This window comes from Leeuwenhoekiella nanhaiensis (genome assembly GCF_002744755.1).
GTDB lineage: Bacteria > Bacteroidota > Bacteroidia > Flavobacteriales > Flavobacteriaceae > Leeuwenhoekiella > Leeuwenhoekiella nanhaiensis.
On sequence record NZ_KZ319287.1, the window covers coordinates 463,846 to 477,279 of the forward strand.

Genomic DNA, 13,434 nt, shown 5'->3' on the forward strand with positions numbered 1-13,434 from the left:
GATTACGAGTAATTTCGTAGTAAGTCGTGAGGATGGTATTACCTTGAGGAGTTTCAATAAAACAAAATAATATGAAGGCAATTTGGGCGGTATTGACTGTATTACTGGTGTTTACAGTCTCTTGCAAATCAACCGATAAAAACAGTTTAGGTCCTCAGGGTAGTTTTGAGGTTCAATCCATAAAAAAGGATTCGGTTGCAGATAAAGAAATGACTATTAATTTTAATGCCGAAAATGGTCAGATTAACGGTAAGGGTGTTTGCAACAGCTACAGCTCTACCTACGTGGTAAGCGGCACTAACATTAAGTTTTCGCCGGCTATGTCAACCAAAATGATGTGCCCGGAAGGAACGACTTTAGAGTATAATTTTTTTCAGGCATTACTCAATGCCAGTAGTTATAAACTAAAGCGCGGTAAACTCACATTGTTTGATGCAGACGAAGCCGTTTTACTAACCGCAAGCGAGAATTAAAATACTGCTGTATTGCAGATTTAAAATTGAAATTTGATGAAAAGTATTCCCGAAATACAACAGGAAATAGTAGAAGAGTTTGAGATGTTTGACGACTGGATGCAGCGTTATGAGTATATGATTGAGTTGGGAAAATCGCTGCCACTCATTGACGAGAAGTACAAAACCGAAGAATACATCATTAAAGGTTGTCAGAGTAAGGTTTGGGTTCATGCAGATCTCAACGAGGATAAAATCGAGTTTACGGCAGATAGCGATGCGATTATAACCAAAGGAATTATCGCGATTTTGATCCGTTCTTTTTCTGGTCAACCCCCGCAGGAAATATTAGATGCAGATACCTCATTTATTGATAAAATCGGTTTGAAGGAGCATTTATCACCTACCCGTGCAAACGGTTTGGTGAGTATGATCAAACAAATCAAACTATATGCAGTGGCTTATAAAGCCAAAGCCGAAAATAATTAGGAAATGCAATGGGATAACGGTTTTACACTTACTACAGGTCTTTGTGGACTCGTATTTGTTATAACAGCCGTTGTTTTATACCGGTTTCCGCCTAAAAATATCAACTATTTTTACGGCTACCGAACCGCAAAGTCTATGAAAAGTCAGGAACGCTGGGATTTTGCCCAGAAATTTTCGGCTTTACGAATGCTTGAGGTGGGTATTTTTTTGATTATTTTGACAGGAATTTCAGCTTTTACCGGGATTTTTAATACTAACGGAAAAACAGCTGTTTTTGCTGGTTTGGTTTTAATAGTGCTGGCTGTAGTTTACCTTTTTGTAAGGACTCAAAAAGCAATCGACAAAAAATTTAAAGATTAACGTTATGAGCGAAACTAAAGAAATAGATACTCAGGAACTCGGCGAAAAAGTCGTGCGTGTACTTAAAACCATCTACGATCCGGAGATCCCGGTTGACATTTACGAGTTGGGATTGATTTACGATGTTTTTGTAAACGAAGATTATGAGACCAAAATCCTGATGACCCTTACCACGCCTAACTGTCCGGTTGCAGAAACCCTTCCGGTTGAAGTAGAGGAGAAGGTTAAAACCATTGATATGGTTAAGGACTGTGAGGTCGAAATCACTTTTGACCCACCATGGAGCCAGGATTTGATGAGCGACGAGGCCAAGTTGGAACTGGGCTTGTTGTAATGAACAAAGTATTTGTTTTTTTATTGTTTTGTTTCTCTGGATTTTCAAGCTTAGCACAGCTAAGCTGCGATGATTTTAAAGAAGGAGTTTTCATAACTGAGCAAGAGAGCCCTGTTCAATTTAAAATCGAGATTGTTAGAACGGCCACGTCTCAAACTGAACGAATTATTGAGCCATCCAGAGAATTAATAGAGTCGGGCTATCCCTACCAAAAAGTTTCGCATATCACTTTGAAATGGATTGATGACTGTAGTTATCGTATGATGTATGATAAAGAAAAGGGATCTTTATCTGAAATAGAGCAATTTATTAATGACTCAGGAGGCGCTCTTGTACAATTTACCGATATCGATGGATCCTGTATTTTTTATAAATCTTCCATGAAAATCAATGGAGAATTGGAGTGGATTAGTGGTAAAATGTGTAAGATAAAATAAGGATATGGAAGAAATTGTAAACCGCGTAGCCAATAGCAAGCTTAAAACCTTCAATTTGGAGGATTTATACCCTGCCGGCAAACGCGAACAAATCGACATTTCCCAATGGTTGACCGAAGGTTTTATTTTACGGGAAAAAGACTTTCGCGATAGCTTAAAAAATCACGACTGGTCTGCTTACAGCGACGCTTACGTTGCCTTGCATTGCAGTACCAATGCCATAGTGCCTGCCTGGGCCTATATGCTGGTGACCACTTATTTGCAGCCTGTGGCAAAAAAGGTCGTGGTAGGAAATCTTACCGATTTAGAAACCGTTTTGTATACCGAAAAAATTGAAACACTAGACGTATCGGTTTACCAGGATGAGTATGTGATCGTCAAGGGCTGTTCTAACAGGCCTGTACCTCAAAACGCATATATTTTACTTACCCAAAAGCTTCAGTCTGTTGTAAAAAGTCTGATGTTTGGCGAGGCCTGCTCTTCGGTACCGCTCTATAAATCTAAATAGCACTAATGCAAATGCCCCATAATTTATGGGGCTTATTTATATTTACTTCTTTAACCAACATCTTAAACAATGAAAAAACTAGTTCTATTCGCTTTGGCGATATTGAGCTTTGGCTATGCTCAGGCTCAGGAAAAAACCGAAGAGGAGCTGCGGGAAGAAATGAAGCCTAAAAAGGCCGAGATCTCAAGGCTTCAAAAAGAAGTCAGCGCGCTGCAGTCACAAATTGATAACCTTCCAGGGTGGAAATTTGGTGCGTTTGGTACTGTGGGAGCTAATTTCAGCCGTTTTAACAGCTGGTATTCTCAGGGAACACCTAATGTGTCTTCAGCTAATATTGCTGCGACCATGAACGCGTTTGCTAACAAAAAGGAAGCAAAGTATTTTTGGAGAAATGCCTTAAACCTCAATCTGGGCTGGGTAAAATACGACGACCGCGATGATCCGGATGACGATGACGGCTTCCGCAATGCGACCGATGTGTTTAACATTACTTCGCTTTACGGGTACAAGTTAAGCGAAAAGCTCGCGGTTTCTACTTTAGGCGAATACCGAACAACCATTCTCGATAATTTTAACGATCCCGGCTATCTCGATCTGGGGCTGGGTATGACCTGGACGCCAATAAATAATCTTACGGTTGTGGTACATCCATTAAACTACAACTTTGTGTTTAGTAGTGGTGAAACGGTATACGAGTCTTCTCTGGGTGCTAAAATCGTAGCCGACTATACCCGTCAGATCGGTAAAATTGCTTTTAAATCCAATCTTTCGGCCTTTCAAAGCTATAAAAGCAGCGATTACTCAAACTTTACCTGGATTAATAGTTTTAACTACAAACTGTTCAATCAGATTGGGGTAGGTTTTGAAGTAGGTCTGCGTGGCAACAAGCAGGAAAATCTTGAAAATGCTATTGATGAGTATGAAGCAGATGGTATGGTGGGAACCGAACCAACGTTTGACTCCATTGACAATCAGTTGCAATCCTACTATTTGCTGGGACTCACCTATTCCTTCTAAAAGAAGTGATATAAAAATGAAAAAGCCCGATAGTCAAATACTATCGGGCTTTTTTTGGATTTTGTGTTTCTATTCCTGCTCTTCGCCGGTATACAAATCGTATTCCGGGTACAGGAAATTATTGTACGGAAATCGCGTGATGTGTATCTCCCGAACCCGCTCGTAGACCTTCTTGCGAAAAGCCTCCATATTGTCTTTGTTTAATGCCGAAATAAAAATGGCATCGCCGTTCGCACGCGACATCCAGGTTTGTTTCCAGTCTTCAAGTGTGAAATGCTCTTCGGTACGCTCGGTTACCAGATCATCGTCATCAATGGTTTTGTGCGTAAAGGCATCAATTTTATTGAAGACCATAAGCGTAGGCTTGTCTGCACCTTCGATCTCGTCCATAATTTGATTTACCGAAGCGATATGATCTTCAAACTGCGGATGTGAAATGTCTACCACGTGTAACAGTAAATCAGCCTCACGTACTTCGTCTAGCGTACTTTTAAAGGATTCTACCAGTTGCGTGGGCAACTTGCGTATAAATCCTACCGTGTCGCTCAAGAGGAACGGCAAGTTGCGTATCACCACTTTTCTAACGGTTGTATCAAGCGTTGCAAAGAGTTTGTTTTCGGCAAATACTTCACTCTTACTTATGGTATTCATCAGGGTAGATTTACCCACGTTGGTATAACCTACCAGAGCCACACGTACCAAAGCTCCGCGATTACCGCGTTGTATGGCCTGCTGCTTATCTATTTTTTCGAGTTTCTTCTTCAAAAGCGAGATACGGTCGCGTACGATACGGCGGTCAGTTTCAATCTCGGTTTCACCAGGACCACGCATCCCGATACCCCCACGCTGGCGCTCTAAGTGCGTCCACATCCCGGCCAGTCGAGGCAGCAGGTATTCATATTGCGCCAATTCTACCTGTGTGCGTGCGTAGCTGGTTTGCGCCCGCTGCGCGAAAATATCAAGGATCAGATTAGTACGGTCAATAACCTTACACTTGAGGATCTTTTCGATATTCTTCTGCTGCGCAGGACTCAATTCGTCATCAAAAATCGCTGTGCCCACTTCGTATTGATCTACATACGCACGCACTTCTTCCATCTTACCTGTACCAATAAAAGTCTTGGGATTAGGCGTGTCTAATTTCTGAGTAAAGCGTTTAAGCACTTCCCCGCCCGCAGTGTAAGCCAAAAATTCAAGTTCGTCGAGGTATTCTTTAGATTTTTCCTCGTCCTGATATTGGGTAATGAGACCTATGAGAACGGTCTTTTCGTATTCTATATTCGTTTCTTCAATCATATATGCAAGTAAGTTGCAAAGGTACGGATTTAGAAGCTAAGGGTTTCTTAAATTAAGCCATTCAAAAAAGAACCGAATGCCTCAAAATAATCTCAGTATCGCTTTTTACAACCTCGAAAACCTGTTTGATACCATTAACGATCCCAATATTCTGGATGATGCGTTTACTCCAGATGGAGAATTGGGCTGGAATGCTTCGCGCTACGCGGAAAAGCTTACTAAGTTGTCTCGGGTTATTGCTAAAATCGGAAAGGCTGAAACCGGCACTGCGCCCGCTATTCTGGGTGTGGCAGAGGTCGAAAATAAAAAAGTACTGCGCGATCTCGTTACAACCGAAGCTTTAGAGCATCTGAATTATGATTTTGTACATCACAATTCGCCGGACGAGCGGGGTATAGATACGGCCCTTTTGTACCGGAAGGATGTTTTTGAAGTTTTTGAAAGCCGAAGCTATAGCCTCCATATCAAGAATGACGAAGGCCTTCGTGATTTTACCCGTGATATTTTATACGTTCACGGAAAGCTGGATGGAATCGAAGTTTTTGTTTTGGTCAATCACTGGCCGTCCCGACGGGAAGGTGTTGAACTTTCTAATCCCAAACGCATCGCGGCTGCAAAACGCAACCGGGAAATTATAGCCGAAATCAAAGCCCGGCATCCTGAAGCCCGAATTCTGATTATGGGTGATTTTAATGATGATCCGCAAAGTGAAGCAGTGCGCGAGCACTTGGTATCAACTGATTTTTACAATCCGATGATTTTTTTGCTCACCCGCTATGCCGGGTCGCTTACCCATCGCGGAGACTGGTATTTGTTTGACCAGATTATCCTTTCGCCCAACTGGATGAAAGCGTACGACAACCCTTTGGAATATGTAAAATCGGTCATCTACAACCCCGAATATTTAAAGGAACCGGAGGGCCGCTTTAAAGGCAATCCCTTGCGCACCTTTGCCGGTGATAATTATCTGGGCGGCGCAAGCGATCACTTTCCGGTATATGTGGTGTTTAAGAAGTCTTAGACTTCCTTTTTAAAGAAGATCACAACCGAATCAGCCAGCAAATCGTGAATGGCTCGTCTTTCGGGATTTCCCGAAATTGTAAGTAATGATATCCAGCCTAAAAGTGATTTTAGTACAAAACGCAGCACTGCCAGAAAGATGTTGAGATTCTTCGACGGATTTGAATGTCGCTTAACCCTTAGATCGTTTAGAAAGTGCCCGAGGCTAAAACCAAATACACTGACCATTACAGGCTCGTAAGCCAGAAAGATAAAAACAAAGGCTACTATTTTATAGTAATCAGGAACGCTTTCAAACCTTGAGAATACATCCGTAAACAAGAGCATTAAAAGAATGATAACCACGGCGTCTACAAAGGCTGCCTTAACGCGGTTAGATATATGAGGATATACCTGAATACTCATTTTATCCTGAGGTGCTGCATCCATACTTAATTGGTTTTAGGAGGATTTTTCTTTTTGCCCCCGTCTTTTTTAAGGGTCGGTTTATCGGCTTTTGGTTTTTTTTCGGGCATCGGGCCACGCATATGAATGACGAGACCATTAAGGAAATTACGTAAAAACTGATCGCCGCATTCCACGTATTTCGGGTGGTTTTCGTTCCTGAAAATAGCACCCAACTCGCTTTTGGTTACTGCAAAATCAACCAGGGCGCAAATTTTCACAATATCATCATCCCGCAATTTAAGGGCGACACGTAGTTTTTTAAAAATATCATTATTAGATAAGGCCATGGCTTAATGTATTTAGCTCGTATTATCGATTTCAAATTACCCGGTAAAGGTAGAAATAAAAACTCCTCATTTTCAGAGGAGTTTTTAGGTTGGCTAATAAATACGGGTTGTTTGAAGAGGCGCTGATTGAGATTATCTGCTTCGTTGATATATAGGCACTTTAAGGCCTATATATACATCTGCTCCTTTAGAGCTTTCAGAAATCAAATTTGTAAGAATCGTACTTGAGCCTAAAGTCAAAGGCCCTGCTCTAAGTCCAAATCCCCAGGCAAAACCATCATACTGTCTCATACTTAATGGCATATAAGCACTAAACCATTTACTTTCAAAACGAGGCGAAAGAGTTGCTATATTGGCAATTCTGCTGGCTTGTTGGGATTCAGGTGAAACCAATGATAGTGATGTTTGCAGGTTCAAATAAAATTTATTTTTGAGATGGTAATCTGCTGCAATATGCAAGGCTGTGGGTAAACTGATTTGTGAAGTTTCTACGGTCTCCTGACCATCAAAATTGTCCTGTAATATTTCATCAATATCTTTCTCATTAAACTCAGCTTCAGTAATGACTGTATTGGTAGCAGAATACTTGCCGATAGTGCTTTCATCATAATTTATAGAACCTAAATCTGTAACCGAAAGCCCTAATTTAAGTTTGTACTTATTGAGACCACGATTGCCCAGATTAGCGTTTTCGGGTCGCCATTCATAAACCACTCCAAAGTCTGCCCCAAAACCTGATGATGTATCGGTAAAGTCAAAATCCTCTTCATCTGTTGTCTGCCCGTAGTTTACGTTTCCGTTTACCGTAACATTTGCATTAGTGGAGGAGTACTGGCCTGTAAGATTTGAAGAATTAAAAAATGCACCACCACCACCGGCTAAATACTTTAACGTTGCTCCTCCTTTAAGAAAGTGGGATTCTTTGTCCATTAATACTCTTCCGTAGACTAAACCTACTTCAGCATAGGCGTGTAATGTTCCGTTAAGGTTGTTAAGGTCAAAAGTAAAATCTTCTTCAGAATCAAAATCGTCTGCGATGCGTTGAAAAAGTTCACCGTTTACATTATGTAAATTGTAAATACCACGTACACGTGTGATAAGGCCTATGCTACTTTTTGGATTCAGATTAAACATAAACGAAGGTCCCATTACGTCTACATTTGAATAGAAATTGTTAGAATTTGTAGGATTTAAATCAGCATCTTCTTCAAAATCAAATCCATCGTCGTCGGCATTAAGGCTGCTTGAACTGATGCCCGCATAATCATTGCCAAAGCTGACCCCGGCCGAAACTAAATTGATATCTGCACGCATTCTGGAGTCAAAAACATTTGCAGGGTTATACATGACCCCGTGAATCCCGGAATAGTTATCTATGCGGTGGCCTATATAATTTTGCGCTCTGAGGTTTATAGATAAAGAAATACTAAAAATCGCCAGAAAAAGTAATTTTTGTTTCATAAGCTTAAGTATGTAATTCAAAATTAAAGGTTTGTATCTGAGCTAAAAATACCCAATATCTGGTATTTTAAGATAATCTTAAGAATTTTAAAAGTCATACTTGCGCTCTAGCGCATAACGCAAAAGTTCGCCCTTGCCCTTTAGCTCCAGAATGCGCATCATATTTTTACGATGCGTATCTACAGTGTGTACACCTATAAAAAGTTCGTCTGCAATTTCCCGGGAAGTTTTACCCAGGGCGATGTGCCGCAGAATTTCAACCTGACGTTTGGTAAGCAGCCCGCCTTTTTCGGAAGCGTTGTTTTCAGCCTCAATAAGACTTAAGTCGATTTGAGAATCAAAAAAGGTTTCTCCTGAAGCTACTCTTTGAATGGCCTGTTTTAGGGTTTCAAGGCTTGAATTTTTAAGTACATAGCCCGAAGCGCCGGCATCCAGCATTTGCTTAATGGCTTCGGTCTGATCAAACATGCTAAAGGCGATCACACCGGTATCCGGAAGTTGATTTTTAATATGTTTTGTGGCTTCAATGCCGTCCATTTTTGGCATTCGGATATCGGTTATGACCACATCTGGCTGGTATTTAAGTACCTGAGTAACCAGATCCTCCCCGTCATTTGCGGTGCAAACCAACTTAATTTCTTCCTGCTCGGCCAGTAGTAAGCTGATGCCGTCTATTAGAGATTGATGATCTTCTCCTATTGCTAATTTAATCATAAGGGTAAGTCTATAATTACAGAAGTTCCTTGACCGGGTTCAGATTCTATTTCTAAAGTTCCGTTGAGATGGGCTACGCGTTTATCAATGGCGTTTATACCCATACCTTCACTGCGTTTGCTGATGTGTCTGGGATCAAAGCCCACGCCATCATCTTCAACCATAATATTGAGTGAGTCGCCATGGTTTACCAGATGTATGGTGAGTGTTTTGGCCTGAGCGTGTTTGATCACGTTAGTTATAAGTTCCTGGATGATGCGAAAGAGGCTTAATTCAAGACTGTTTTCGAGGCGGGTGTCCATTCCGTGGGCCTGTACATCTATTTGCAGCCCGTTTAACTGCGAGATTTTGTGCGCCAAATCTTTAAGGGCTTTAAGTAATCCCTGATTGGCAATCACCCCACTGTTCTTGGCGTGTGCAATGGTGCGTACTTTAGCATAAGCCTCATCAAGCAGGGTATTGGTTTTTTGATACAGATCTTCTGAAGGAGCGTTTTTAAGCGCTTCAAAATGCATACGTACATTCGTCATTAAAGCCCCAAGATCATCGTGAAGTTCCCCAGCTATACGAGTACGTTCTTTTTCCTGACCTTCAATCATAGCGTCTATACTGGCAAGTTCCTGATCTTTCAACAGGTTGGCAACTTTTTGGCGTTCCAGGTTTTTTTGCTGTTCTGCCAGTTTGCGCTTCTTTTGACTGTTTTTATAAACGAGAAAACCAATCGTACTGATTATCAGTACGGAAAGAATAAGAACTATTAAGAGGGTTCGCTTTTCTTGTTGTAGCTCCTGATTTTTTCGCTCTTTTTCTTTGGTTTGATACTTTACATTCAGTCTTGAGATTTGCTGCATATTTTCCTCATAATCCAAAAGACTTTTGAGGCGAACTGCTTTTTGTAGTGTCTGGTAGGCTTTGTCATTTTCTCCAAGAAGATTGTAGTTTTTTGAAGAGTAATAATTGATATAATAATTTGCTCGTGTGGTATCTTTACTGTTTTTGTAATAAGTAGAACTATCTATAAATTTTAGAGCAGTTGAATAACGCTCTTCTCGCCGCGCGATTTCAGCTTTGTGTATAAACGATCTAAAAACGATAAACCGAAGAAAGGGTTTTGACCTGCTCAGGTTTATCGCTCGGTCATATAACTCGTCAGCATAATCCAAATCCCCTTCAAATTCAAAATAAACCGCTTTTGAGGATAGGTAATTGGGCTCCAGATTGGGAAAATCTGCCAGACGGGAAATGAGTTTGTCAAAATCACTAAAAAATTCATTTTTAAGAGGCAAACTTAACGATACGTGTTTAAGATTATAGTTGAGCTGATGCATCTTAAGGTAATAGCGGTCCAGATCATCTGAAATCAGATTTTGGTAGGTGTCAAGGTATTCCAGATACTGCTCATTGCTTTGTTCGACCTGAACATTAAAAACTTCAAGAATTGAAATTAAAGCGAATTTCTGCAAGTATAAGATTGAATTTTCCTTGGAGTACAGATATACTGAGTTGAAAAATTCAAAAGACTGTGCAGTATTAGGGTTGCTGTAGATCTTTTGATAGCCTAAAGCTAAATTTACCAAAGCCTCATTAACAGACGATACCTCTTTAGTTCCCTGATCATTAGAAGCAGGTTGATTTTCAGCATAGTACAAGGTTTGTGCTAATTGCTGTGCGGGGCCAACCAAATCATCACGTAATAAGAAAGCATTTTTAGCGGCTTCTTGATATTCCATTTGGAATAAGCTTGAAAAATAGTTTTCCAAAGCGTCATTTCCATAACTCCAGGAACCGCTTAAAAGAATAAGTATACAAAAAAACTTTTTTAAATAAATCAGATGATAAAGTTTTTTGAATTGGGACATCTTTTGCCACCTATAAGACTCTCTTCATCATCAGGCAATGAAGAAGGATTGATTACCCTGTCATGTATTTTTTGTTCGATTTTGATATCATCTTCGTATTCTGTGATTGTAAAACCTTCGCGGTAGTAGTATTCATTATCAAAAATGCCGGTTTCATTCATTTCCTGTTTACTCATAGCCTTTACCTCACGTTTTACGTATAAATAGTTTTTAGGGTATTTTGTAAGATTGAGCTCAGGGAAATTTGTGACATCATATTCATAGCCACCGCCCATAATGCCTACTTTGATTTTAAGCAAGGCACCATCCTTTTCAACATAGTTTTCAGTTTTAAGATCAAGCAGTTGTGCATCCTGAATTTTGAGATCTACGGGGCCTTTGTAATTGAGAATACGAAGTTTTAAGCTTTGAATATGGTAAGCGTTAGAATTCTCCTGACTCTTTTTTGCTTTAAACTTTCCATAAACCATGAAAAAGGTACCATAGAGCTGACTTGAATACAGGGCTTGATAATCTTTATCATTTTCTAAGTTGATGTTATTTATTAATTCTGCCATAATCTGATTTTTGTTAGCTATAATGTTAATAGTTAATACCGTTCTTTAAAATACCCAATACCCGGTATATTTAATGTTGCAGCGTATCTATAGTCATCAATCCCTGAGCCTCTTTGACCTCCTGTTTTAAGTGATCGAGGTAGAGGATGCCGTTTAGATGATCTATTTCGTGCTGAAAAACCACCGCGGTAAAATCTTCAACCATTTCAATCTCGTGCGTGGCATCAGGCTTGTCGTATTCTACCAGAATGGCATAGGCGCGGCTTGAAAGCGTATCGCGCCTGCCGGGAATAGAAAGACAACCTTCGGGGCAATCCTGTTTTTTCTTGGAGTATTGTTTAATTACTGGGTTGATGATGACTTCAAATGGAAATCCCTCTTTGTCAAAACGCTGCACCCACGCGATATTTTTGAGAATACCCACTTGTGGCGCGGCAATGCCGGCACCCAGAGACAGGCTGTCGCGTACCGTGGCGTACATGCGGGCGATGAGGTTTTGAAGCACCGTGTCTTTGGGATCTACCTTTACATATTCGCTGGGGGTGCGCAGCAAAAGGGAATCACTTTCGTTAGTGATTTTAAACACACGCATAGGCGTAAGCGAATCGGCAGCCATAATCAGGTCAATCTGTTCGGCACTGAATTGAGCAGGAATTTCAGGCTGCTGCTTTTTAGTATCACAGGCGAAAAAGCAAACAACAAGCAAGGCAAAAAGTATAGTTTTAGTCAAAATCAGGGAGTTTTAGTTTCTTAAAAGTACCACTTTTACTCCGTATCAGATTTTAATCTGCCGTAATGCTAATATTGTCAAGCTGATAGGTGCCATCTGAAGCCTCAGCACCGCTGCCGGTATATTTAAAAGCGACATAGCCCGTATCTCCGTTTGCGCACGAAAGCTTTACAATCCCCGAACTGTACCAGTCGCCAAAAAAATCCTGATCGCGTATCACAAAGGCATCTCCCAATACAAGCCAGGTTGCCTGCGTAATCCCCTCAGGAGTGCCGTCCCAATCGGTGCTAAACAGTACGTCGAGCTCACTGTTATCGGCAAAACTGCTGCTCGTTTCAAACCGGATTTGCACTTCAGAATAGCTAGTAAGATCAATAGGCGGAGTGATTAGCCAGCCCACACTCAAGGGGTTACCCGATTGATAGGAATCGATTTGTGCTGAAATCCCCTGCGAGGCATTCGTTCCCGTTGCAGTATATGCTTCCCAGGCCTGCGTGCCGTATTCGATAAAGTTCGTCCACCCGTTGCCCGTGATAGACGTATTGCGGGTTTGCGTCTGAAAGTTGTCTTTAAAGATCACCGTACCGCCTTCGGTTTCAGCGAGACCGCACTGCAACTCCGCCGGGTCGCAGCGGTTGGTGCTGGAAAACGAAAGCGCCTCCACGGTATTGATGCGCAAAATGTAAAAATCATCGTAAAAATCGCGGGACAGAATGCCGCTGATGCTGCCGCGACCTTCCGGAAGGGCGACCGATTTGAATTTGGCAAAGGTGCTGGTGCTGACTAAAGTCGTGCCGCGAGGCTCACAGGTTTCAAGCAGGCGTATGCCGTCAAATTCATCAGTAGCTTCACCGGCAAAGGTTTTAGGGCTTTCGCCCAAAACTTCCCGGCGGTTAAACTGCGCATCTTCAAGACTTATGTACAGATTTTCCAGCTCGGGAGAAAAGTTTGCAATTGTAACGGGCAACGGAATTAATTCGGCAACTTCGGTACTTCTAAAAAGCTTTTTAGGAATCAGCGAAGCCGGAATTTCAGTAATCCCGTTCCCGTCACGAATGCCCAGTTGTACCACCCCATTTTCTTCGGCTACCGCCAGACCATCCAGCTTTACGTAGACTTTTCGCCCCGCCTCATAAACGGTATACAAGGCATTTTGATTCAGTTGAAGCGTAATGCCGGCAGTTGGATTTTCAGGAGCATCCTGAATGATGAGTTCGCGGAAAAAATTTCCCGCCACATCGCTGCTCGTGACATAGCCTGTGATGTAAGCATCCGTATCCCGATAGCTGATGACCGGTTCGCTGCTTTGCGCCAGATTGCCTAAAACGGAGGCAATACTCACCGCTGTACCATCCGGTACGATTTCATTTTCGTTAGATTCGGGCACTTCAAACTCGGTTTCCACACAAGCCGTAAAAGCAAGTAGCGTGATGAGCTGGTAAAATATAGGTTTCATCTAGTTAAAT

General features: G+C 41.5%; 17 protein-coding genes. 8 read left to right on the forward strand and 9 right to left on the reverse strand.

All coding sequences use genetic code 11. The features are described from left to right. The first annotated feature begins 71 nt into the window (after positions 1–71). From CJ305_RS02060 to CJ305_RS02090, 7 genes are all read left to right on the forward strand, one after another. Positions 72–473 carry an META domain-containing protein gene (locus CJ305_RS02060; RefSeq protein WP_099644567.1) on the forward strand — a complete coding sequence of 134 codons (402 nt, stop codon included), beginning with the start codon at positions 72–74 and terminating at the stop codon, positions 471–473. Positions 474–509: 36 nt separating this feature from the next. Further along, entirely contained in the window at positions 510–941 is a 432-nt protein-coding gene (locus CJ305_RS02065; RefSeq protein WP_099644568.1) for a SufE family protein, read from the forward strand. Positions 942–944: 3 nt separating this feature from the next. Continuing rightward, entirely contained in the window at positions 945–1,301 is a 357-nt protein-coding gene (locus CJ305_RS02070; RefSeq protein ID WP_099644569.1) for an SdpI family protein, read from the forward strand. 4 nt (positions 1,302–1,305) lie between these two features. Further along, on the forward strand, positions 1,306–1,635 hold the full coding sequence (locus CJ305_RS02075) for a DUF59 domain-containing protein (protein WP_099644570.1): 330 nt from the start codon (positions 1,306–1,308) through the stop codon (positions 1,633–1,635). Then, a complete protein-coding gene (locus CJ305_RS02080) occupies positions 1,581–2,072 on the forward strand; it encodes a hypothetical protein (protein WP_143469337.1) in 492 nt (163 codons plus the stop codon). Before CJ305_RS02075 ends, CJ305_RS02080 begins: the two co-directional genes overlap by 55 nt. 4 nt (positions 2,073–2,076) lie before the next feature. After that, on the forward strand, positions 2,077–2,580 hold the full coding sequence (locus CJ305_RS02085) for a DUF2480 family protein (RefSeq protein ID WP_099644572.1): 504 nt from the start codon (positions 2,077–2,079) through the stop codon (positions 2,578–2,580). Positions 2,581–2,649: 69 nt separating this feature from the next. Further along, positions 2,650–3,597 carry a DUF3078 domain-containing protein gene (locus CJ305_RS02090; RefSeq protein ID WP_099644573.1) on the forward strand — a complete coding sequence of 316 codons (948 nt, stop codon included), beginning with the start codon at positions 2,650–2,652 and terminating at the stop codon, positions 3,595–3,597. A gap of 69 nt (positions 3,598–3,666) precedes the next feature. Here CJ305_RS02090 and hflX read toward each other — a convergent pair whose 3' ends face one another. Beyond that, a complete protein-coding gene (gene hflX / locus CJ305_RS02095) occupies positions 3,667–4,893 on the reverse strand; it encodes a GTPase HflX (protein ID WP_099644574.1) in 1,227 nt (408 codons plus the stop codon). 76 nt (positions 4,894–4,969) lie between these two features. On the opposite strand from hflX, the gene CJ305_RS02100 reads away from it, so the two are divergent. Then, positions 4,970–5,914 carry an endonuclease/exonuclease/phosphatase family protein gene (locus CJ305_RS02100; protein WP_099644575.1) on the forward strand — a complete coding sequence of 315 codons (945 nt, stop codon included), beginning with the start codon at positions 4,970–4,972 and terminating at the stop codon, positions 5,912–5,914. Here the strand turns inward: CJ305_RS02100 and CJ305_RS02105 are convergent. From CJ305_RS02105 to CJ305_RS02140, 8 genes are all read right to left on the reverse strand, one after another. Next, a complete protein-coding gene (locus CJ305_RS02105; protein WP_099644576.1) occupies positions 5,911–6,342 on the reverse strand; it encodes an RDD family protein in 432 nt (143 codons plus the stop codon). The genes CJ305_RS02100 and CJ305_RS02105 overlap by 4 nt on opposite strands. Positions 6,343–6,344: 2 nt before the next feature. Continuing rightward, positions 6,345–6,647 carry a DUF1456 family protein gene (locus CJ305_RS02110; RefSeq protein WP_099644577.1) on the reverse strand — a complete coding sequence of 101 codons (303 nt, stop codon included), beginning with the start codon at positions 6,645–6,647 and terminating at the stop codon, positions 6,345–6,347. A gap of 132 nt (positions 6,648–6,779) precedes the next feature. Next, positions 6,780–8,108 (reverse strand): DUF5723 family protein, encoded by a 1,329-nt coding sequence (locus tag CJ305_RS02115; RefSeq protein ID WP_099644578.1) that lies wholly within the window; start codon positions 8,106–8,108, stop codon positions 6,780–6,782. A gap of 87 nt (positions 8,109–8,195) precedes the next feature. After that, positions 8,196–8,822 carry a response regulator gene (locus CJ305_RS02120; RefSeq protein WP_099644579.1) on the reverse strand — a complete coding sequence of 209 codons (627 nt, stop codon included), beginning with the start codon at positions 8,820–8,822 and terminating at the stop codon, positions 8,196–8,198. Then, positions 8,819–10,552: a sensor histidine kinase gene (locus CJ305_RS02125; RefSeq protein WP_189319362.1), complete on the reverse strand. Its 1,734-nt coding sequence runs from the start codon at positions 10,550–10,552 to the stop codon at positions 8,819–8,821. The genes CJ305_RS02120 and CJ305_RS02125 overlap by 4 nt, the downstream gene beginning before the upstream one ends. 98 nt (positions 10,553–10,650) lie before the next feature. After that, entirely contained in the window at positions 10,651–11,238 is a 588-nt protein-coding gene (locus CJ305_RS02130) for a hypothetical protein (RefSeq protein ID WP_099644581.1), read from the reverse strand. A gap of 70 nt (positions 11,239–11,308) precedes the next feature. Beyond that, complete coding sequence (locus CJ305_RS02135; RefSeq protein WP_099644582.1) at positions 11,309–11,968, reverse strand: peptide deformylase; 660 nt, start codon at positions 11,966–11,968, stop codon at positions 11,309–11,311. Positions 11,969–12,020: 52 nt separating this feature from the next. Further along, complete coding sequence (locus CJ305_RS02140) at positions 12,021–13,424, reverse strand: DUF5689 domain-containing protein (protein WP_099644583.1); 1,404 nt, start codon at positions 13,422–13,424, stop codon at positions 12,021–12,023. Positions 13,425–13,434 lie beyond the last annotated feature (10 nt).